Raw genomic sequence first — 20,060 nt, 5'->3', positions numbered from 1 at the left:
ATAGGGCGCACGGAGCGGATCGCCTGTGCGCAAGCCTGTGGAAATTCGGGGGTCATCTGTTGAAAACCGTGCCCCGAAAAGAGAAGGGGCCGGCATGGCCGGCCCCGTTCGCGCGTTGCGGTCGACGGCGTCAGTCGGTCTCGCCGACCACCACCACCTTGACCTCGACCACCACGTCGCTGTGCGGCACCACGCCGACCGTGTGCTCGCCGACATGCTTCAGCGGGCCGTTGGGCAGGCGCACCTGCGACTTCTGCACCTTGAAGTCGATGCGGTTCAGCGCCTCGGCGATGTCGAAGTTGGTCACCGAGCCGAACAGGCGACCGTCCACGCCGGCCTTCTGCGTGATGTGCACGGTGCGGCCGTTGAGCTTCTCGCCCAGGGCCTGCGCGGCGGCCAGCTTGTCGGCGGCCGCCTTCTCCAGTTCGGCGCGCTTGGCTTCGAATTCCTTGATCGCGGCCTCGGTCGCACGGCGCGCGGCCTTGGTCGGGATCAGGAAGTTGCGGGCATAACCGTCCTTGACCTTGACGACGTCGCCGAGGTTGCCGAGGTTGTGCACCTTCTCGAGCAGGATCACTTGCATGGTGTCGGCTCCTTAGACCTTGTGCTGGTCGCTGTAGGGCAGCAGGGCCAGGAAGCGCGCGCGCTTGATGCAGGTGGTCAGCTGGCGCTGGAAGAACGCGCGCGTGCCGGTCAGGCGGGCGGGCGTGATCTTGCCGTTCTCGCTGATGAAGTCGCGCAGCGTGTCGATGTCCTTGTAGTCGATCTCCTTCACGCCGGTGACGGTGAAGCGGCAGAACCGCTTGCGACGGAAGAGCAGCGACTGCTGGTTGCGCTTGGGCTTGCGATCCTTGCCGAAACGGCCTTTACCACGGGGCGGGGGCATGGTGTACCTCTTTCAGAAATCTGTTCAATCGAGTTCGGTGACGTGGAAGACGATGCCGCGGCCGTTGCGCTGCGAACCGAGGAAGCCGGAGAAACCGTGTTCGCTTCCGAGGTCCAGGCCGGCGAGCCGCTGCGTGATCTCCGCTCCGATCGCCCTTGCCTTGATGTCCAGGGACACCTTGCGGGGCTGTCCGTCCTGCGTCACCTGGGATTCGTGCCGGAGCACGAGATCGAGGGCGGGCAGTCCGGCGGGGGTGAAGCGCAGTGCGGCGCGTTCGACCAGCGTGGCCGTCAGCAGCAGCCGGTTCAGGCCGCCGACTCCTGCGGCGCCTTACGGGCTTCTTCCTTCTCGACCATCTTCATCATCACCGAGGGCGTGGTCTCGGCCTGCGCCTTCACGACGGTCAGGTGGCGCAGCACCGCGTCGTTGAAGCGGAAGGCGGTCTCCAGCTCGTCGAGGACGGCCTTGCCGCACTCGATGTTGATGCACAGGTAGTGCGCCTTGGCGAGCTTCTGGATCATGTAGGCCAGCTGGCGCCGGCCCCAGTCCTCCACCCGGTGCACCTTGCCGCCGCCGGCGGTGACGATGCCCTTGTAGCGCTCCAGCATGGCTGGAACCTGCTCGCTCTGATCCGGATGGATCAGCATGACGATTTCGTAGTGACGCATGGTTCTCCTTCGGGTTTCCAAGGGGTTTGGAAGCCACCCCGCAGCGTCGTTTCGCAGGTGTGGCAAGGTAGGTGTGGCAGGAAAAGCCTGCGAGTATACCCCGGTTCAGCCCGACAGGCCGTAGACCTTGTCCTTGCGGCTGCGGGCGCGCCGCACCAGCACCGTGGGAAAGCTCACGGGCAGCGTGTTCGGGAAGTCGCGGCTGTAGTGCAGGCCACGGCTCTCCTGCCGCATCAGCGCCGAGCGCACGATGAGCTCGGCGCAGTCGACCAGATTGCGCAGCTCGAGCAGGTCGCGGTTGACTCGGAAGTTGGCGTAGTAGTCGTCGATCTCGGTCTTCAGCAGCTTGATGCGGTGCAGCGCCCGCTCCAGCCGCTTGGTGGTGCGCACGATGCCGACGTAGTTCCACATCAGCAGGCGCAGCTCGTCCCAGTTGTGCGCGATGACGACCTGCTCGTCGGCGTTCTCGACCTGGCTTTCGTCCCAGGGCGGCAGCCCGGGCTCGTCGGCGGCGGGATGCGAGAGGATGTCGTCGGCGCAGCTGCGCCCGAGCACCACGCACTCGAGCAGCGAGTTGCTGGCCAGCCGGTTGGCGCCGTGCAGGCCGGTGTAGGTGGTCTCGCCGACGGCATACAGGCCCGGCAGGTCGCTGCGCCCGCTCAGGTCGGTGACCACGCCGCCGCAGGTGTAGTGCGCGGCCGGCACCACCGGGATGGGCTGGCTCGTGATGTCGATGCCGAGTTGCAGGCAGCGCGAGTGGATGGTCGGGAAATGCTCCTTCAGGAACGCGGCGCCGAGCTGGGTCGCGTCCAGCAGCACGTAGTCCAGGCCATGCTTCTTCATCTCGAAGTCGATCGCCCGGGCCACGATGTCGCGCGGCGCGAGTTCGCCGCGCGCGTCGTGGTTCGGCATGAAGCGAGTGCCGTCGGGCAGCTTGAGCTGGCCGCCCTCGCCGCGCAGCGCCTCGGTGATCAGGAAGTTGCGCTCCTGCGGGTGGTACAGGCAGGTCGGGTGGAACTGCACGAACTCCATGTTCGCCACCCGGCAGCCGGCCCGCCAGGCCATCGCGATGCCGTCGCCGGTGGAGGTGTCCGGGTTCGTCGTGTAGCGGTACACCTTGCCGGCGCCGCCGGTGGCCAGCACCACCGCGCGCGCGGGCAGCGTCTCGACCCGCTGGCGGTCGATGTCCAGCGCGTAGATGCCGTAGCAGCGCGGCGACTCCTCGCGCCGCAGGTGGCGCGAGGTGATCAGGTCCAGCGCCATCCAGCGCTCGCGCAGCGTGATGTTCGGGTGGCGCTTCACCTCGGCGAGCAGCACGTCGTGGATGGCCTTGCCCGTCGCATCCGCGGCATGGGCGATGCGACGCACCGCGTGGCCGCCCTCGCGCGTCAGGTGCAGGCCGAGCGGGCCTTCCGGGTCGGCCGAGAACGGCACGCCGCGCTCCACCAACCAGGCCACCGCCTCGGCGCTGTGGCGCGCGATGTAGCGTGCGGTGTCCTCGTCGACCAGCCCGGCGCCGGCCTCCTGGGTGTCGCGCACATGCGATTCGATGCTGTCGTCGCTGCCCAGCACGCCGACGATGCCCCCCTGGGCCCAGGCCGTCGCGCCCTCGTCGAGCTGCCGCTTGGCCAGCACCACCACCGGCAGGGTCTTTGCCAGGTGCAGCGCAACGGTCAGCCCGGCCAGCCCGGCGCCGACGATCACCACGGGCTGGGAGGAGGTGTCGGCAGGTCGGTTCATGGAAGGATCGGGCAGCGGAACGGGGCATTCTATCGACGCACCACTGCGGGGCCAGGGTGCAACGGCGCCGGGGCCGAAACGGGGAAATGCACGTCAAATGCGGCGCGCCGGCGACGATCGGGGCGGCGCCAGCCGCTTACACTGGGCTGGGCGCAGGTTTGGAGAGGGAGACCACGATGAGCAGCAGCCCCCCCGGCAGCCCGTGGATCGGCAACGAGGCCGGCAGCCAGGACACGCCGGAGGCGTGGCAGGCCACGCGGGCCCAGACCGCGCTGGCCACGCAGATCATGCGGCCGGAGGAACTCGAGTCCCTCGGCCCGCGCGACATCGGCCGCCAGGTCGGCAACAACGAACGCGAACTGTTCGTCTCCTGCGCCCCGCCGGAGGCCCTGCAGCAGCAGTTCGAGCACCTGAACCCCGAGTTCATCGCGGTCCACGACATCGGCACCACCTCGTCGCGCAAGCTGCTGGCCGGCATCGCGGCGGCGAGCAAGCGCTCGGTGCAGCGGTTGTTCATCCGCCGCCAGGGCTACGGCACCCCGCTGGCGACGCTGGAATACGTCGAGCTGCCGACCGCCGACGGCTCGGCGCTGCGCATGTACTCGACCGAGGCGGACGCCGACACCGTGTCGCGCCATGGCCTGGCGCGCACCCTGCTCGCCTTCAGCCGCCTCGGCGTGGTGATGGTGGGCGACCTGCCCGTGCATGCGCTGGAGGCGGCCTTCAAGCCGCTGCGCGACGACATGCTGGGCGGCACCTGGCACAACCGTCACCTGCTGCTGCTGCCGCTGGCCGGCGCGGCGGCGGTGTCCAGCCAGGGCGCCGAACTGGGCCGCGACACCCGCGTCGAGGTGCGCACCACCCCGCTGGTGACACGCCCGGCCGACGCCTGGAGCTTCATCAACGGCACCTGGGCGCGCATCCGCGAGCAGTCCCCTGCGCCGGCCCGGGCCCCGAGCGCGCCGGCGGCGGGCAGCCGCTTCCCGCGCATCTCGGAAGAGCCGGTCATGCCGGTACGCGGCGCCCCGCCGCCGATGCCCGAACGGGCCATGGCGCCGACCATGCCGATGCCGCTGGAGATGCGGCCGATGCCGGAGGTGCCCACCACCAAGGCACAGGCCCAGGCGCGTGCCACGGCCTCGGGCCTGCTCGACCGCTACGTGCACCAGCTCGGCGAGCTGACCGGCATGGTGAGCGTCTGCGTGCTCGAGCTGTCGAGCGGCCGGCCGGTGGCCCATGCCGGCGCGAGCCCCGGGCCGGCCGACCTGGCGGCCGCCGGCACCGAACTGCTCGCGTCGATCAGCGCGACCTGCCGGCAGCTCGGCCTGGGCCATGCCCTGCCCGACGCGGCGATCACGCTGGGCGCGCACCACCTGCTGCTGCGCGCCGTGCCCAAGCACCCGGGGCTGGCGCTGCACGCGGTGCTGGACAAGAGCCACGCCAACCTGACGCTGGCGCGGCTGCAGGTCCAGCGCATGGACGCGATCTTCGACGAGCCGACGGCCGCCTGAACCGCCGCCGGCTTCCGCGGGTGCTCAGTGCACCACGCGCCCGAAGCGGAACTCGCCGTCCTCGACGTCGACCGGGATCACGTCCTTGGGCCCGAACCGGCCCTCGAGGATCAGCTTCGACACCGGGTTCTCGATGCGCTGCTGGATCGCCCGCTTGAGCGGCCGCGCGCCGAACACCGGATCGAAGCCGGCCTTGGCCAGCTCGGCCAGCGCCTTGGGCGACACGTCCAGCCGCATGTCCATCTTCTCCAGGCGCGACTCGAGCACCTTGAGCTGGATCTTCGCGATCGCCTCGATGTTCTTCGCATCGAGCGCATGGAACACGACGGTCTCGTCGATCCGGTTCAGGAACTCGGGCCGGAAATGCTGCTTGACCTCGACCCACACCGCGTCGCGGATCTCCTCGCTCGGCCGGCCCGCCATCTGCATGATCTGGTGCGAGCCGAGGTTGCTGGTCATCACGATGACGGTGTTCTTGAAGTCCACCGTGCGGCCCTGGCCGTCGGTGAGCCGTCCGTCGTCGAGCACCTGCAGCAGCACGTTGAACACGTCCGGGTGCGCCTTCTCCACCTCGTCGAGCAGCAGCACGCTGTAGGGCTTGCGCCGCACCGCCTCGGTCAGGTAGCCGCCCTCGTCGTAGCCCACGTAGCCCGGCGGCGCGCCGATCATGCGCGCGACCGAGTGTTTCTCCATGAACTCGCTCATGTCCAGGCGGATCAGGTGCTCCTCGCTGTCGAACAGGAATGCGGCGAGCGCCTTGCACAGCTCGGTCTTGCCCACGCCCGTGGGCCCGAGGAACAGGAACGAGCCGGTGGGCCGGTTCGGGTCCGACAGGCCCGAGCGCGAGCGGCGGATGGCGTTGGCCACCGCGCCGATCGCCTCGTCCTGGCCGACCACGCGCTCGTGCAGCTTGCCTTCCATCTGCAGCAGCTTCTCGCGCTCGCCCTGCATCAGCTTGGACACCGGGATGCCGGTGGCACGTGCCACCACCTCGGCGATCTCCTCCGAGCCGACATGCGTGCGCAGCAGCTGCGGCTTGCTCTTGTCGGCGCCCTTCTTCAGCTCCTTGGCCTGCGCGTCCTTGAGCGTCTTCTCGAGTTCGGGCAGCTTGCCGTACTGCAGCTCCGCCACCTTGTTGAAGTCGCCCTTGCGCTTGAACTCCTCGATCTGCGTGCGGATGCGGTCGATCTCTTCCTTGACATGCGCCGAGCCCTGTGCGGCCGCCTTCTCCGACTTCCAGATCTCCTCCAGGTCGGCGTACTCGCGCTCGAGCTTGGCGATCTCGTCCTCGATCAGGCCCAGGCGCTTCTGCGACGCCTCGTCCTTCTCCTTCTTCACGGCCTCGCGCTCGATCTTCAGCTGGATCAGCCGGCGGTCGAGCTTGTCCATCGCCTCGGGCTTGGAGTCGATCTCGATCTTGATCTTGCTGGCCGCCTCGTCGATCAGGTCGATCGCCTTGTCGGGCAGGAAGCGGTCGGTGATGTAGCGGTGGCTCAGCTCGGCCGCGGCGACGATCGCCGGGTCGGTGATCTCCACGCCGTGGTGCACCTCGTATTTTTCCTGCAGGCCGCGCAGGATGGCGATGGTCGCCTCCACCGTCGGCTCGCCGACCAGGATCTTCTGGAAGCGGCGCTCGAGCGCGGCGTCCTTCTCGATGTACTTGCGGTACTCGTCGAGCGTGGTCGCGCCGATGCAGTGCAGTTCACCGCGCGCCAGCGCCGGCTTGAGCATGTTGCCGGCGTCCATCGCGCCTTCCGCCTTGCCGGCACCGACCATCGTGTGCAGTTCGTCGATGAAGACGATGGTCTGGCCCTCGTCCTGCGCCAGCTCCTTCAGCACGTTCTTCAGGCGCTCCTCGAACTCGCCGCGGTACTTGGCACCGGCCAGCAGCAGCGCCATGTCGAGCACCAGCACGCGCTTGCCCTTGAGCGAATCCGGCACCTCGCCGGCCACGATGCGCTGGGCCAAGCCCTCGACGATCGCGGTCTTGCCCACGCCCGGCTCGCCGATCAGCACCGGGTTGTTCTTGGTACGCCGCTGCAGCACCTGGATGGCGCGGCGGATCTCGTCGTCGCGGCCGATCACCGGGTCGAGCTTGCCGTTGCGGGCGCGCTCGGTCAGGTCGAGCGTGTACTTCTTGAGTGCCTCGCGCTGGCCCTCGGCCTCGGGGCTGTCGACGGTCTGGCCGCCGCGCACCGCGTCGATCGCCGCCTCGAGCGCCTTGCGCGTCAGGCCGTGGCCGCGCACGATGCCGGCCAGGTCGGTCTTCGCGTCGGCCAGCGCGAGCAGGAACATCTCGCTGGCGATGAACTGGTCACCGCGCTTGCTGGCCTCCTTCTCGGCCGCCTGCAGCAGCGAGACCAGATCGCGACCCGCACCGACCGGCTCGCCGCCCTGCACCTGGGGCAGGCCGTTGAGCGCCGTCTCCACTGCCGTCTGCAGCGGCTGCACACGCACGCCGGCGCGCTGCAGCAGGGCCCTGGGTCCGTCGTCCTGCGCCAGCATCGCGGCCAGCACGTGGGCCGGCTCGATGTACGGGTTGTCGCGCGTCACGGCGAGGCTCTGGGCCTCGCTGAGGGCCTGCTGGAAGGGGCTGGTGAACTTGTCCGGTCGCATGGATAACCTCCGATTGCGTCGGATTTGAGGCGGCCCGGCCGGCATTTCAAGCCGCACCGTGGCCGGGGGTGATTCAGATCAACCGAGCAGCCGGTCGAGCGCCACGAATCCCAGCGCCGCGCAGGCCAGCGCCCCCAGCACATGGGCCAGCGTGTGGCCCGCAGCCAGGCCGAACTGGCCGCGCTGCAGCATCAGCAGCGACTCGGCCGAGAAGGCCGAGAAGGTGGTCAGCCCGCCGAGGAAACCGGTGACCAGCAGCAGGCGCAGCATCTCGTTCGGGCTGCGCTCGAACCAGGCCAGCGCCATGCCGATCAGCAGGCCGCCGACGGCGTTCACGGCCAGCGTCCCGAGCGGGAAGCCGCCCCAGCGGGCGTTCAGCCACAGCCCGGCGCCCCAGCGCGCCAGCGCGCCGACGGCCGACCCGGCCGCCACCGCGGCCACCTGCCAGCCGAGCGCGGCCGAGTTCATGGCGCCGCGTTGCCCGCCTCGATGCCCCAGCGCGCCAGCGCGGCGTCGTCGGCCACGCGGGCATCGACCCAGTGTGCGCCCTCGGGCGTGGTCTCCTTCTTCCAGAACGGCGCCTGGGTCTTCAGGTAGTCCATCAGGAACTCGCAGGCCTGGAACGCCGCGCCGCGGTGCGCAGAGGTCACGGCCACGAGCACGATCTGGTCGAGCGGCTTGAGCGGCCCGACCCGGTGGATCACCCGCGCGGCGCGGATGTCGAAGCGCCGGAAGGCCTCGTCGATCATCGCCTCGATGGACTTCTCGGTCATGCCGGGATAGTGCTCCAGTTCCATCGCGCTGACGCCGCTGCCGTCGTTGCGGTCGCGCACCGTGCCGACGAAGCTGGCCACGGCCCCCACGCCGGGGTCGTGCGCGCGCAGCGCCGCCACCTCGACGCCGAGGTCGAAGTCGGCGGTCTGGATGGTCACCCGCGGGGCGCCCATGCTCAGCCTCCCGTCACCGGCGGGAAGAAGGCGAGTTCGGCGCCATCGGCCAGCGCGGCCGATTCGTCGCACAGCGCCTGGTTCAGCGCGCTGCGCACGGCCCTGCCGCGCGCCAGCGCCGCCGCATGCGCGCCGCCGCGCCCGATCAGCGCATCGCGGGCCACGCCGACGGTGCTGCCAGCGGGCAACTCGATCATCTCGCCCGGGCCGAGCGCCTCGCGGAGGGAGGCGAAGTAGCGCACCTGGATCTTCATGCCAGCAGTTCCGAGAAGGCGAGGTAGGCCACGAGGTCGCCGCGCCGGATCACCTGGTTGGGCGGATTGTCGACCACGCCGTCGCCCCAGACCGTGGAGGTGAGCACGCCCGAGCTCTGGTTCAGGAACAGGTCCAGTCCTCCCTCGGCATTGCGCCTCACGCGCAGGAACTCGCGCCGCTTGTCGGGCCCGGGCCAGTCGAAATCGGCGCGCAGGCGCAGCGGCACGGGGGCCAGCGCGGTGGCCCCCTGCAGCTTGAGCAGCAGCGGCCGCACCGCCAGCGCGAAGGTGATCAGGCTCGACACCGGGTTGCCCGGCAGGCCGACGAACCAGGCACTCGAGCCGTCCGGGCGGCGCACCGCCCCGAAAGCGAGCGGCTTGCCGGGCTTGATGGCCACCTGCCACAGGTCGAGGTGGCCCTCGGCCTGCACCGAGGGGCGCAGGTGGTCCTCCTCGCCGACGGAGACGCCGCCGGAGGTGACGATCAGGTCGTTGCCCAGCGCCGCCTCGCGCAGCGCGGCGCGGGTGGCCTCGCGCCGGTCCGGCACGATGCCCAGGTCGTTGCACTCGGCACCGAGGGCCTGCACCAGCCCGCGCAGCGTGAAGCGGTTGGAGTTGTAGATCGCGCCCGGTCGCATCTGCTCGGGCGGCACCTCGCCCGGCATCACGAGCTCGTCGCCGGTGGAGAACACCGCCACGCGCGGCCGGCGCGCCACGCGCAGGCGCGCCGCGCCGACCGAGGCCGCCAGCCCCATGCCCGCCGGGCCGAGCCGCTGGCCGGCCGCCAGCACCACGGCGCCGCGCTGCACGTCCTCGCCGCGGCGACGGATCCACTGGCCGGGCACGGGCACGATGCCGACGCGCACGTTCTCGCCCTCGGCCACGCACTGCTCCTGCGGCACCACCGCATCGGCGCCGGGCGGAATCTGCGCACCGGTGAAGATGCGCGCGGCGCTGCCCGGCTCGAGCGCCCGGCCCACCTGCCCGGCCGGGATGCGCTGCGTCACGCGCAGCAGCGTGCCGGCGGCCGGCACGTCGGCGCAGCGCAGCGCGTAGCCGTCCATCGAGGTGTTGTCCTGCGGCGGCACGTCGAGCACCGACGGCACGTCCTCGGCCAGCACACGGCCGAGCGCGTCGAAGGTGGCGACCTGCTCGGTCTCAGCCAGCGGCCGGATCGCGCCGAGCAGGCGGCTCAGCGCCTCGTCCAGGCTCAGCATCGGCGGCCGGCTCGCGGCCGAGGTCGTAGGGGGAACGGTACTCATATCGGTCGGCACTCGCGAGCAGGAAGCGGGTCACCGCGTCCGGATCGTTCAGATCCAGCAGCGGCAGGCCGGTCGGCTCCGGCAGACGGTCAGGGCTGTCGGTGCACAACGCGACGACGTACGGATCGTACGGATACTGCACCGGTTTGCCGGTGTCCGCACGCCAGACCTCGAGCTTGAGCACGTCGGCATGCTTGAAGCCCTCGACCAGCACCCAATCGCATTCGTAGAGCTCGGCGACCAGCTGGTGCACCGTCGGGTCGCTGCGCAGCTCGTACTCGCGGATCTTGGCCAGGCGGCGATCCGACGCGATCAGCACCTCGAAGGCGCCCGCGTCGCGGTGCCGGTACGAGTCCTTGCCCGGGTGGTCGATGTCGAAGTCGTGGTGCGCATGCTTGACCACCGACACGCGCTGGCCGGCCAGCTTGAGCCGCGCGATCAGCTGCTCGACCAGCGTGGTCTTGCCGGACCCGGAGTAGCCGCAGAAGCCGATGACCTTCATTCAGCCATTGTTGGCAATGTAGTCCTTCACCGCCTGCACATCGACGGGCATGACCTTGAACCGCTTGGGGAGTTGCTCGATGCCCACGAGCGCGGCGGGCCGGTCGGGCTCGCGCCCGAGCGCTTCGACGATCGTGGCCGAGAACTTGGCCGGCAGCGCGGTCTCCAGCACGATCATCGGCGTGCCGGCCTCGCGGTGCTCGCGCGCCACCTTCAGCCCGTCGGCGGTGTGGGTGTCGACGACCACGCCGCAGCGCTGCGCGGTGTCGCGGATCGTCGCCAGGCGGTCGGCATGCGTGCTGCTGCCGGAGACGAAGCCGTAGTCGGCGATGCGCGCGAACTCGGCCGGCGCCAGCGTGAACGACCCCTTGGCGCCGATCTCGTCGTGGAACAGCTGCCGCGTGCGCGCCGCATCGCGGCCGAGCAGGTCGAACACGAAGCGCTCGAAGTTGCTCGCCTTGCTGATGTCCATCGACGGGCTCGAGGTCTCGTAGGTCTCGGCGCCGCCGCGCACCCGGTAGGTGCCGGTGCGGAAGAACTCGTCGAGCACGTTGTTCTCGTTGGTGGCCAGCACCAGGCGGCGGATCGGCAGGCCCATCATGCGCGCCACGTGGCCGGCGCAGATGTTGCCGAAGTTGCCCGAGGGCACCGCGAAGCTGACCCGCTCGTCGTTCGTCTTCGTCGCCTGGAAGTAGCCGGCGAAGTAGTAGACGACCTGGGCCAGCAGGCGCGCCCAGTTGATGGAGTTGACCGTTCCGATCTTCCAGCGGCGCTTGAACTCCAGGTCGTTCGAGACGGCCTTGACGATGTCCTGGCAGTCGTCGAACACACCCTCGACGGCGAGGTTGTGGATGTTCGGGTCCTGCAGGCTGAACATCTGCGCCTGCTGGAACGGGCTCATGCGGCCGTGTGGGCTGAGCATGAACACCTTCACGCCGCGCTTGCCGCGCATCGCGTACTCGGCCGCGCTGCCGGTGTCGCCCGAGGTGGCACCGAGGATGTTGAGCGTCTGCCCGCGCCGGCCGAGCTCGTACTCGAACAAGGCGCCGAGCAGCTGCATCGCCATGTCCTTGAAGGCGAGCGTCGGCCCGTTGGACAGCGCCTCGAGGTACAGGCCGTCCTCGAGCTGCTTCAGCGGCGTGATCTCCTTCGTGCCGTAGACCTGCTCGGTGTAGGTGCTCGAGACGAGCCGCTTCAGGTCGGCGGCCGGAACGTCGTCGATGTAGAGCGAGAGGATCTCGAAGGCGAGTTCCGCATACGGCAGGCCGCGCCAACGCGCCAGCGTCGCGCTGTCGACCGTCGGGTAGTGCGTCGGCAGGTACAGGCCGCCGTCCGGCGCCAGGCCCTCGAGCAGGATCTCGGAGAAGCCGCGCGGCGTGCGGTCGCCGCGGGTGCTGATGTACTTCACTTCAGTTCTTCTTTGCGGATCTTCACGATCGGCGCCAGCACCGTCGGCAGCGCCTGCATCTGCGCGATGGCCTTGTTCATCTCGCCCTCGAGCGTGTCGTGGGTCAGGATGATCACGTCGGTCTGGTTCTCGCCCTCGCCGGGCTCGCGCTGCAGCAGCGCGTCGATCGAGATGTCGTGTTCGGCCAGGATGCCGGTGATGCGCGCCAGCACGCCGGCTTCGTCGACCACGCGCAGGCGCAGGTAGAACGCGGTGACCACCTCTTCCATCGGCAGGATCGGCGTGTCCTGCATCGCCCCGGGCTGGAAGGCGAGCGAGGGCACGCGGTGGTCGGGGTCGGCGGTGGCCAGGCGGGCGATGTCCACCAGGTCGGCGATCACGGCCGAGGCGGTGGGCTCGGAGCCTGCGCCCTTGCCGTAGTAGAGCGTGCTGCCGACCGCATCGCCCTGCACGACGACCGCATTCATCGCGCCCTCGACGTTGGCGATCAGCCGCGTCGCCGGAATCAGCGTCGGGTGCACGCGCAGCTCGATGCCGTGCTCGCGCCGCTTGGTGATGCCCAGCAGCTTGATGCGGTAGCCGAGCTGCTCGGCGTAGCGGATGTCCGCCGCCTGCAGCTTGGTGATGCCCTCGACATGTGCCTTGTCGAACTGCACCGGCACGCCGAAGGCGATGGCGCTCATGATGGTCGCCTTGTGCGCGGCGTCCACGCCCTCGATGTCGAAGGTGGGGTCGGCCTCGGCGTAGCCCAGGCGCTGCGCCTCCTTCAGCACGGTGTCGAAGTCGAGCCCCTTGGCGCGCATCTCCGACAGGATGAAGTTGGTGGTGCCGTTGATGATCCCGGCGATCCACTCGATGCGGTTGGCGGTCAGCCCCTCGCGCAGCGCCTTGATGATCGGGATGCCGCCGGCCACCGCGGCCTCGAAGGCGACGACCACGCCCTTGGCACGCGCCGCGGCGAAGATCTCGCTGCCGTGCACCGCCAGCAGCGCCTTGTTGGCCGTGACCACGTGCTTGCCGGCCGCGATGGCTTCCAGCACCAGCGTGCGGGCGATGCCGTAGCCGCCGATCAGTTCGACCACCACGTCGATCGCCGGATTGGCGATCACCGCGCGTGCGTCGTTCACCACCTCGGCGGCGTCGCCGACGATGGCGCGCGCCCGGGCGGTGTCGAGATCGGCCACCATGGTGATGCGGATGGCCCGGCCGGCGCGGCGCTGGATCTCTTCCTGGTTGCGCTGCAGCACCTTGAAGGTGCCGCTGCCGACGGTGCCGATGCCGAGCAGGCCGACTTGGATGGGTTGCATGACGTTTACTGGGAGTGGCGCTTGCGGTAGTGCTCGAGGAAGCGGGCGATGCGGCCCACGGCCTCGGTGAGGTCGTCCGAATTGGGCAGGAAGACGAGGCGGAAGTGGTCGGGCGTCGGCCAGTTGAAGCCGGTGCCCTGCACGATCAGCACCTTCTCCTCGGCCAGCAGGTCGTAGGCGAACTGCTGGTCGTCCTCGATCGGGTAGACCTTGGGGTCGAGCCGGGGGAACATGTACAGCGCCGCCTTGGGCTTGACGACGCTGACGCCCGGGATCTGCATCAGCAACTCGTAGGCCAGGTCGCGCTGGCGGCACAGCCGCCCGCCGGGGGCGACCAGGTCCTTGATGCTCTGGTAGCCGCCCAGCGCGGTCTGGATCGCGAGCTGCCCCGGCGTGTTGGCGCACAGGCGCATCGAGGCCAGCATGTTCAGGCCCTCGATGTAGTCCTTCGCCTGGCGCTTGTCGCCCGACACCACCATCCAGCCGGCACGGTAGCCGCAGGAACGGTAGTTCTTCGACAGGCCGTTGAAGGTGACGAAGAGCAGGTCGTCGGCCAGCGATGCGATGCTGGTGTGGGTGTTGCCGTCGAAGAGGGTCTTGTCGTAGATCTCGTCGGCGAACACGATCAGCCTGTGCTGCCGCGCCACCTCGACCAGTTCCCTCAGGAAGGCCTCGGGGTAGAGCGCGCCGGTCGGGTTGTTCGGGTTGATGACGACGATGCCGCGCGTGTTCGGCGTGATCTTGCGGCGGATGTCGTCGAGGTCGGGCAGCCAGCCGGCCTGCTCGTCGCACAGGTAGTGCACCGGCGTGCCGCCCGAAAGCGACACCGAGGCCGTCCACAGCGGGTAGTCGGGCGCCGGAACCAGGATCTCGTCGCCGCTGTTGAGCAGCGCGTTCATGCTCATCGTGATGAGCTCGGAGGCGCCGTTGCCGAGGTAGACATCGTCTACCGTCACGCCGGCGATGTGCTTCTCCTGCGTGTAGTGCACCACCGACTTGCGCGGGGCGAACAGGCCCTTGCTGTCGGTGTAGCCGGCTGCGTGCGGCAGGTTGCGGATCATGTCCTGCACGATCTCGTCGGGCGGCTCGAGGCCGAACACGGCGAGGTTGCCGATGTTCAGCTTGATGATCTTGTGGCCCTCCTCCTCCATCTGGCGGGCCTTGTCGAGCACGGGTCCGCGGATGTCGTAGCAGACATTGGCGAGCTTGCTCGATTTCGCGATGGGCTTCAAAAGGCCTCCGGCAGGGGGGAAGGTGGCAGCGAATCTAGAATTTGACCATGAAAATGCAGGCCGACCGCCTCGAAGGCGGCAACGCGATCTCCCGTCACGGCCCCGAGGGCGTGATCGTCAACGGCACCGAGTACCGCGCCAGCGTCATCGTGCCCTGGCGCGGCGAGATCCGGCCCTGGGGCGTGCCGCGTTTCGACGCGCTGGACGAGGCGGCCTTCGAGGCGCTCGCGGCACTCAAGCCCGAACTGGTGCTGCTGGGCAGCGGGGCGCGGTTGCGCTTTCCCAGGCCAGCGCTGCTCGCCCCGCTGATGGCCGCGCGCATCGGCGTCGAGACCATGGACACGCCGGCCGCCTGCCGCACCTACAACGTGCTGCTGGCCGAGGGCCGCGCGGTGGTCGCGGCGCTGCTCTTCGAACTGGGGGGATGAGGCCGGGGCGGCAGCAGCGCTCCCGGGCGGCACGGCCGCACGCCTTATAATCTGCGGCTACGCCCGCCGGGGCGGAACAAAAGAGCATACTCGATGACGCCAGCCCTCAATAAGCCTCTCCCGGAATTTGAAGCGCTAGCGACCGGCGGCGTGAAGTTCACGCCGCAGGCCTATGCCGGGAAGATCGTCGTGCTGTACTTCTATCCGAAGGACAACACACCCGGCTGTACCACCGAGGCGATGCAGTTCCGCGACCATCACAAGGATTTCCTGAAGGCCGGCGCCGTGGTGTTCGGCGTCTCGCGCGACAACATGGCCTCGCACGAGAAGTTCAAGCAGAACCTCGAACTGCCCTTCGAGCTGATCGCCGACACCGAAGAGAAGCTCTGCCACATGTTCGGCGTGGTCAAGAACAAGATCATGTACGGCAAGAAGGTCAAGGGCATCGAGCGCTCCACCTTCCTGATCGACGGCAGCGGCGTGCTGCGCGCCGAGTGGCGCGGCCTGAAGGTCGCCGGCCACGTCGAGGAAGTGCTCAAGGCCGTCAAGGCGCTGAAGTAACTGCCGTGACCGGTCGCGCGGGCCGTCGCGCCGTCGAGGCGGGCGCCCCTTTTCCCTGGCGCGCCCTGGAGTTGATGCCTCCCGGGGCTTGTGCATAATCCTTGCATGCCCGAGCGTCGTGACCGACCTCTGCCCACCAAGCCGCACAGCCGACTGTGCGGCTTTTTTGTTTGCCACCCGAGCTGAGCCTCATGCCCCTGCCCAAGCCGCCTGCCAAACGAGCCGCCCTCCTCTCCCCCGCCGACTTCGAATCGCAGGCCGCGCCCAAACCGGGCAAACGCGCCCCCAAGACCCGTCCCGCGGCCGAACCCGCCTCGCCCGCCGTGATGGACCTGTTCGACGCCAACGCCGAGGCCGCCCCGGTGGTGGCCAAGGCCGCGCCGCCCAAGCCCGCGGCCCCGGCCGTGCCGGCCGGCCACGCGCCGCTGCGCGCCCCGCGCCACGCGCCTGAGCCCCGGGCGCGCAAGCCGCGCGGGAACGGGCCGAGCAGCCTGTTCGTGCTCGACACCAACGTGCTGATGCACGACCCGACCTCGCTGTTCCGCTTCGCCGAGCACGACGTGTATCTGCCGATGATCACGCTCGAGGAACTCGACAACCACAAGAAGGGCATGACCGAGGTGGCGCGCAACGCGCGCGCGGTCAGCCGCGACCTCGACGCCCTGGCCGCGACGATGACCAGCCGCAACGCCGCCGGCATGAGCGACGGCCTGCCGCTGAACGCCACCGGGCACAAGGAGGCCGAGGGCAAGCTGTTCTTCCAGACCAACCTGGTCGACGTGAGCCTGCCCGCCGGCCTGCCGCAGGGCAAGGCCGACAACCAGATCCTGGCCGTGGTGCAGGCGCTGCGCGCGCAGCAGCCGGGCCGCGAGGTCGTGCTGGTGTCCAAGGACATCAACATGCGCATCAAGGCGCGTGCCCTGGGCCTGCCGGCGGAGGACTACTTCAACGACAAGACGCTGGAAGACGGCGACCTGCTCTACACCGGCGTGCTGCCGCTGCCGCCCGACTTCTGGGAGCGCCACGGCAAGACGATGGAGAGCTGGCAGCAGGGCGGCTTCACCTACTATCGCATCAGCGGCCCGATGGTGCCGGTGCTGCTGGTCAACCAGTTCGTCTACCTCGAGGCGCCGGGCGCCGCGCCGCTGTACGCCAAGGTCACCGAGATCACCGGCAAGACCGCCGTGCTGCGCACGCTGCGCGAATACACCCACACCAAGAACGCGGTGTGGGGCGTCACCGCGCGCAACCGCGAGCAGAACTTCGCGCTCAACCTGCTGATGGACCCGGAGTGCGACTTCATCACGCTGACCGGCACCGCCGGCACCGGCAAGACGCTGATGACACTCGCCGCCGGGCTCTCCCAGGTGATGGACGACCGGCGCTACACCGAGATCATCGTCACGCGCGTGACGGTGCCGGTGGGCGAGGACATCGGCTTCCTGCCCGGCACCGAGGAGGAGAAGATGGGCCCGTGGATGGGCGCCCTCGACGACAACCTCGAGGTGCTGTCGCGCGGCGACGGCGGCGGCGGCGAGTGGGGCCGTGCCGCCACCAACGACCTGGTGCGCTCGAAGATCAAGATCAAGAGCCTGAACTTCATGCGCGGGCGCACCTTCCTGAACAAGTTCGTCATCATCGACGAGGCGCAGAACCTGACGCCCAAGCAGATGAAGACACTGATCACGCGCGCCGGCCCGGGCACCAAGATCGTCTGCCTGGGCAACCTGGCGCAGATCGACACGCCCTACCTGACCGAGGGCAGCTCGGGCCTCACCTACGCCGTGGACCGATTCAAGGGCTGGCCGCACAGCGGCCACGTGACGCTGGCACGCGGCGAGCGTTCGCGCCTGGCGGACTACGCGTCGGAAGTGCTCTGAGGCGGGCCCGGCTCAGGCGTCCGGCCGCACGCGCAGGAAGCTCGCGAAACGCGGCACGCCCTGCGGCGTGACGCCACGGTAGCTGTAGGTGACGACGCTGCCCACGCGCGGCGGCGCGTCGCGCTGCGCGTCGGTGAGCCCGCTGCCGAGCTGGAACACGACCCCGTCGTCGCGCCGCAGCACCAGCGCGCCGAGCCGGCCCTCGTGGCGGCCACGGCCCGGCACATGGCCAATCACCACCGCATCGGCATCCTGCACCGGTTTGAGCTTCAGCAGCACCCGGCTGCGGCCGGTCTGCCATGGTGCGTTGGCCCGGTGCAGCATCAGGCCCTCGCCGCCGGCGCGAACCACCGCGTCGAGCCGGTCGCGCAGCGCGGCCCGGTCCGGCAGCGTCTCCTGCGGCACGGCCTGCAGCTGCGCCCAGCGTGCGGCCACGGCCAGGCGCACCAGCGCGGCCGACCGTTCGGCGAAGCCGCCAGGGGCCCCGGGCAGTTCGAACAGCATGTAGCGGATGTCGCGCCAGAGCGTGTCATCCGGCGCGGCACGCCGCACCAGCCCGGACAGCTCGTCGAACCGCCCGCGCCCGAGCCACAGCTCGCCGTCCAGCGCACGCGACGGCAGGCGCTCCAGGAACCAGGCCGGGGCCGCGACCTCCCGACCGCTGCGAAAGCGCAGCGCGCGCCCGTCCCACAGGGCGCGCACGCCGTCGAGCTTCTCGCTGACCAGCCAGCCCGACGGGTCGATCTCCGTGTCGGCCTCCTGCGCCAGCAGCACCAGCGGCGCCGCCCGTGCGGTCAGGGGTGCCGCCAGCCAGGCGGCGCAGGCGCCGATCAGTCGGCGGCGGCTGAGCGTGAATCCGCGGATGTCCATGTCTCGCCTCCATGTGGGTGCATGCCTGCATGCTCGGCGACGGACGAGCCGCCTGCCATCCCTCCGGAGAACGAGAAACTGGGGCCCCCGCGCGGGGGCCCCGGCAGACGACTTACTCAGCGCGGCGTCACCAGCTCCTTGATCTGCTGCAGCGCGGTCGGGTCGTCCATGGTGGTCAGGTCGCCCGGGTCGCGCTGCTCGCACACGGCCTGGATCGCGCGGCGCAGCATCTTGCCCGAACGAGTCTTGGGCAGCAGCGCGACGAAGTGGATGCGCGCCGGGCGCGCCACCGCGCCGAGCTGGCCGTCCACCGTCTTCATCACCTCGCCCTCGAGCTTCAGCTTCGCCGCCGGGTCGGCGGCCACGGACGGATCCTTCAGCACCGCGAAGGCCATTGCCACCTGGCCCTTGAGCTGGTCGGCCACGCCCACCACCGCCACCTCGGCGATCGCCGGATGGCTGGAGATGCTCTCCTCGATCTCGCGCGTGCCGAGCCGGTGACCGGCCACGTTGATCACGTCGTCGGTGCGGCCGAGGATGAAGTAGTAGCCGTCCTCGTCCTTGATGCCCCAGTCGAAGGTGCTGTAGAGCAGCTTGCCCGGGATGCTCTGCCAGTAGGTCTTGACGAAGCGCGCGTCGTCGCGCCAGACGGTCTGCATGCAGCCCGGCGGCAGCGGCCCGGCGATCGCCACCACGCCCTTCTGGTTCGGCGCTGTCACTTCCTCGCCGGTGGTCTCGTCGATCAGGCGCACGTCGTAGCCGTACATCGCCACGCCGGGGCTGCCGAACTTGCTGGGCGCCTTCTCCACGCCGTTGGCGATGGTCAGGATCGGCCAGCCGGTCTCGGTCTGCCAGTAGTTGTCGATGATCGGCTTGCCGAGCGACTCGGCGATCCACTTGGCGGTCGGCTCGTCGAGCGGCTCGCCGGCCAGGAACAGCGCACGCAGCGAGCTCAGGTCGTACTTGCTCAGGAACGCCGGGTCCTGCTTCTTCAGCACGCGCACCGCGGTCGGCGCGCTGAACATCACCGTGACCTTGTACTTCTCGACCAGGCTCCACCAGATGCCGGCGTCGGGACGTGTCGGCAGGCCCTCGTACATGATGGTCGCCATGCCGGCGATCAGCGGGCCGTAGATGATGTAGCTGTGGCCGACCACCCAGCCGATGTCGCTGGTGGAGAAGTACGTCTCGCCGGCGTTGCCGCAGAAGATGTGCTTCATCGACGCGGCCAGCGCGACGGCGTAGCCGCCGGTGTCGCGCTGCACGCCCTTGGGCTTGCCGGTGGTGCCGCTGGTGTAGAGCGTGTAGCTCGGATGCGTGGCGTCGACCCACGCGCAGGGCACCGCGGTCGAGCGGTGCTTCTCGCGCAGCGCAGCGTAGTCGACGTCGCGCCCGGGGCTGGTCTCCATCGGGCTCAGGCCGCGGTCCACCAGCAGCACCTTGGCCGGCTTGTGGCTCGCCAGGCGGATCGCCTCGTCCAACAGCGGCTTGTAGGCCACCACCTTGCCCGAACGCATGCCGGCGTCGGCGCTGACGATCACGGCCGGCTCGGCATCGTCGATGCGGCTGGCCAGGCTGTGGCTGGCGAAGCCGCCGAACACCACCGAGTGGATCGCACCGATGCGCGTGCAGGCCAGCATCGCGAACGCGGCCTCGGGGATCATCGGCATGTAGACCAGCACCCGGTCGCCCTGGCGCACGCCGAGGTCCTGCAGGATGGCGGCCATGCGCTGCACCTCGGCGTGCAGTTCGCGGAAGCTGTAGGCCTTCTCCTGCCCGGTCTCGGTGGAGACGAAGATCAGCGCGTTCTGGTCGGCGCGATCCTTCAGGTGGCGGTCGACCGCGTTGTGGCACAGGTTGGTCTTGCCGCCGACGAACCAGCGCGCGAACGGCGCGTTGGCGTAGTCGCAAACCTGCTCGAAGGGTTGCTGCCGGCGATGTCCCGGAGTCTGTTGAACGCATGAGCTGAGGTGGCGGCTCCTTCGACCC

Annotated in this window: 20 protein-coding genes; 4 read left to right on the top strand and 16 right to left on the bottom strand. The window is 69.6% G+C overall.

All coding sequences use genetic code 11. From position 1 onward, the window contains the following. Nucleotides 1-130 precede the first annotated feature (130 nt). The 5 genes from rplI to nadB all read right to left on the bottom strand — a co-directional run bounded on the left by rplI (nt 131) and on the right by nadB (nt 3,294). A complete protein-coding gene (gene rplI, locus D9C15_RS26085; RefSeq protein ID WP_128001644.1) occupies nt 131-583 on the bottom strand; it encodes a 50S ribosomal protein L9 in 453 nt (150 codons plus the stop codon). 12 nt (nt 584-595) lie between these two features. Continuing rightward, nucleotides 596-886, bottom strand: coding sequence for a 30S ribosomal protein S18 (gene rpsR, locus D9C15_RS26080; protein WP_128001642.1), 291 nt, complete (start codon nt 884-886; stop codon nt 596-598). A 24-nt stretch (nt 887-910) separates the two neighbouring features. After that, complete coding sequence (priB, locus tag D9C15_RS26075; protein ID WP_310734504.1) at nt 911-1,180, bottom strand: primosomal replication protein N; 270 nt, start codon at nt 1,178-1,180, stop codon at nt 911-913. An 11-nt stretch (nt 1,181-1,191) separates the two neighbouring features. After that, nucleotides 1,192-1,554, bottom strand: a complete 363-nt coding sequence (rpsF, locus tag D9C15_RS26070; RefSeq protein ID WP_112183784.1) for a 30S ribosomal protein S6 — start codon at nt 1,552-1,554, stop codon at nt 1,192-1,194. Between the two features lie 105 nt (nt 1,555-1,659). Then, complete coding sequence (gene nadB, locus D9C15_RS26065) at nt 1,660-3,294, bottom strand: L-aspartate oxidase (protein ID WP_128001638.1); 1,635 nt, start codon at nt 3,292-3,294, stop codon at nt 1,660-1,662. 176 nt (nt 3,295-3,470) lie between these two features. On the opposite strand from nadB, the gene D9C15_RS26060 reads away from it, so the two are divergent. Beyond that, the gene (locus D9C15_RS26060) at nt 3,471-4,805 is read left to right on the top strand and encodes a hypothetical protein (protein WP_128001636.1); all 1,335 of its coding nucleotides are present in this window, start codon (nt 3,471-3,473) and stop codon (nt 4,803-4,805) included. A 24-nt stretch (nt 4,806-4,829) separates the two neighbouring features. Here the strand turns inward: D9C15_RS26060 and clpB are convergent, their stop codons facing one another. The 9 genes from clpB to D9C15_RS26015 all read right to left on the bottom strand — a co-directional run bounded on the left by clpB (nt 4,830) and on the right by D9C15_RS26015 (nt 14,332). Further along, nucleotides 4,830-7,421, bottom strand: coding sequence for an ATP-dependent chaperone ClpB (clpB, locus tag D9C15_RS26055; RefSeq protein ID WP_128001634.1), 2,592 nt, complete (start codon nt 7,419-7,421; stop codon nt 4,830-4,832). A gap of 78 nt (nt 7,422-7,499) precedes the next feature. Next, the gene (gene crcB, locus D9C15_RS26050) at nt 7,500-7,889 is read right to left on the bottom strand and encodes a fluoride efflux transporter CrcB (RefSeq protein ID WP_128001632.1); all 390 of its coding nucleotides are present in this window, start codon (nt 7,887-7,889) and stop codon (nt 7,500-7,502) included. Then, entirely contained in the window at nt 7,886-8,368 is a 483-nt protein-coding gene (locus D9C15_RS26045; RefSeq protein WP_128001631.1) for a molybdenum cofactor biosynthesis protein MoaE, read from the bottom strand. The genes crcB and D9C15_RS26045 overlap by 4 nt, the downstream gene beginning before the upstream one ends. 2 nt (nt 8,369-8,370) lie before the next feature. Then, nucleotides 8,371-8,622 carry a MoaD/ThiS family protein gene (locus D9C15_RS26040; protein WP_128001629.1) on the bottom strand — a complete coding sequence of 84 codons (252 nt, stop codon included), beginning with the start codon at nt 8,620-8,622 and terminating at the stop codon, nt 8,371-8,373. Continuing rightward, on the bottom strand, nt 8,619-9,839 hold the full coding sequence (locus tag D9C15_RS26035) for a molybdopterin molybdotransferase MoeA (protein WP_128001627.1): 1,221 nt from the start codon (nt 9,837-9,839) through the stop codon (nt 8,619-8,621). Before D9C15_RS26035 ends, D9C15_RS26040 begins: the two co-directional genes overlap by 4 nt. After that, nucleotides 9,781-10,386, bottom strand: coding sequence for a molybdopterin-guanine dinucleotide biosynthesis protein B (gene mobB, locus D9C15_RS26030; protein ID WP_128001625.1), 606 nt, complete (start codon nt 10,384-10,386; stop codon nt 9,781-9,783). The genes D9C15_RS26035 and mobB overlap by 59 nt, the downstream gene beginning before the upstream one ends. Beyond that, nucleotides 10,387-11,793, bottom strand: coding sequence for a threonine synthase (thrC, locus tag D9C15_RS26025; protein WP_128001623.1), 1,407 nt, complete (start codon nt 11,791-11,793; stop codon nt 10,387-10,389). It lies immediately after the preceding gene. Continuing rightward, entirely contained in the window at nt 11,790-13,100 is a 1,311-nt protein-coding gene (locus D9C15_RS26020) for a homoserine dehydrogenase (protein ID WP_128001621.1), read from the bottom strand. Before D9C15_RS26020 ends, thrC begins: the two co-directional genes overlap by 4 nt. 5 nt (nt 13,101-13,105) lie before the next feature. Further along, entirely contained in the window at nt 13,106-14,332 is a 1,227-nt protein-coding gene (locus D9C15_RS26015) for a pyridoxal phosphate-dependent aminotransferase (RefSeq protein WP_128001619.1), read from the bottom strand. 47 nt (nt 14,333-14,379) lie between these two features. Here D9C15_RS26015 and D9C15_RS26010 point away from each other — a divergent pair, with 47 nt between their 5' ends. From D9C15_RS26010 to D9C15_RS26000, 3 genes are all read left to right on the top strand, one after another. After that, nucleotides 14,380-14,760, top strand: a complete 381-nt coding sequence (locus D9C15_RS26010) for an Mth938-like domain-containing protein (protein ID WP_128001617.1) — start codon at nt 14,380-14,382, stop codon at nt 14,758-14,760. 93 nt (nt 14,761-14,853) lie between these two features. Further along, nucleotides 14,854-15,321: a peroxiredoxin gene (locus D9C15_RS26005; RefSeq protein WP_128001615.1), complete on the top strand. Its 468-nt coding sequence runs from the start codon at nt 14,854-14,856 to the stop codon at nt 15,319-15,321. A 191-nt stretch (nt 15,322-15,512) separates the two neighbouring features. Beyond that, nucleotides 15,513-17,201 carry a PhoH family protein gene (locus tag D9C15_RS26000; protein ID WP_128001613.1) on the top strand — a complete coding sequence of 563 codons (1,689 nt, stop codon included), beginning with the start codon at nt 15,513-15,515 and terminating at the stop codon, nt 17,199-17,201. 12 nt (nt 17,202-17,213) lie between these two features. On the opposite strand, the gene D9C15_RS25995 is transcribed toward D9C15_RS26000, so the two are convergent. After that, a complete protein-coding gene (locus D9C15_RS25995; protein ID WP_128001611.1) occupies nt 17,214-18,071 on the bottom strand; it encodes a DNA ligase in 858 nt (285 codons plus the stop codon). Nucleotides 18,072-18,187: 116 nt separating this feature from the next. After that, nucleotides 18,188-20,060 (bottom strand): propionate--CoA ligase (locus D9C15_RS25990; protein WP_128001609.1); only part of this gene is annotated, 1,873 nt, incomplete at its 5' end.

The sequence above is a fragment of the Piscinibacter defluvii genome, assembly GCF_004011805.1.
GTDB lineage: Bacteria > Pseudomonadota > Gammaproteobacteria > Burkholderiales > Burkholderiaceae_C > Piscinibacter > Piscinibacter defluvii.
Note: the sequence above shows the minus strand (reverse complement) of the source record. Positions and strands in the feature narration are given on the sequence as shown.

What these genes read in the sequence shown, in the direction of transcription:
- rplI (WP_128001644.1), bottom strand. Translation starts at nt 583, where the DNA reads ATGCAAGTGATCCTGCTCGAGAAGGTGCACAACCTCGGCAACCTCGGC.
- rpsR (WP_128001642.1), bottom strand. Translation starts at nt 886, where the DNA reads ATGCCCCCGCCCCGTGGTAAAGGCCGTTTCGGCAAGGATCGCAAGCCC.
- rpsF (WP_112183784.1), bottom strand. Translation starts at nt 1,554, where the DNA reads ATGCGTCACTACGAAATCGTCATGCTGATCCATCCGGATCAGAGCGAG.
- nadB (WP_128001638.1), bottom strand. Translation starts at nt 3,294, where the DNA reads ATGAACCGACCTGCCGACACCTCCTCCCAGCCCGTGGTGATCGTCGGC.
- D9C15_RS26060 (WP_128001636.1), top strand. Translation starts at nt 3,471, where the DNA reads ATGAGCAGCAGCCCCCCCGGCAGCCCGTGGATCGGCAACGAGGCCGGC.
- clpB (WP_128001634.1), bottom strand. Translation starts at nt 7,421, where the DNA reads ATGCGACCGGACAAGTTCACCAGCCCCTTCCAGCAGGCCCTCAGCGAG.
- crcB (WP_128001632.1), bottom strand. Translation starts at nt 7,889, where the DNA reads ATGAACTCGGCCGCGCTCGGCTGGCAGGTGGCCGCGGTGGCGGCCGGG.
- D9C15_RS26045 (WP_128001631.1), bottom strand. Translation starts at nt 8,368, where the DNA reads ATGGGCGCCCCGCGGGTGACCATCCAGACCGCCGACTTCGACCTCGGC.
- D9C15_RS26040 (WP_128001629.1), bottom strand. Translation starts at nt 8,622, where the DNA reads ATGAAGATCCAGGTGCGCTACTTCGCCTCCCTCCGCGAGGCGCTCGGC.
- D9C15_RS26035 (WP_128001627.1), bottom strand. Translation starts at nt 9,839, where the DNA reads ATGCTGAGCCTGGACGAGGCGCTGAGCCGCCTGCTCGGCGCGATCCGG.
- mobB (WP_128001625.1), bottom strand. Translation starts at nt 10,386, where the DNA reads ATGAAGGTCATCGGCTTCTGCGGCTACTCCGGGTCCGGCAAGACCACG.
- D9C15_RS26020 (WP_128001621.1), bottom strand. Translation starts at nt 13,100, where the DNA reads ATGCAACCCATCCAAGTCGGCCTGCTCGGCATCGGCACCGTCGGCAGC.
- D9C15_RS26010 (WP_128001617.1), top strand. Translation starts at nt 14,380, where the DNA reads ATGAAAATGCAGGCCGACCGCCTCGAAGGCGGCAACGCGATCTCCCGT.
- D9C15_RS26005 (WP_128001615.1), top strand. Translation starts at nt 14,854, where the DNA reads ATGACGCCAGCCCTCAATAAGCCTCTCCCGGAATTTGAAGCGCTAGCG.
- D9C15_RS26000 (WP_128001613.1), top strand. Translation starts at nt 15,513, where the DNA reads ATGCCCCTGCCCAAGCCGCCTGCCAAACGAGCCGCCCTCCTCTCCCCC.
- D9C15_RS25995 (WP_128001611.1), bottom strand. Translation starts at nt 18,071, where the DNA reads ATGGACATCCGCGGATTCACGCTCAGCCGCCGCCGACTGATCGGCGCC.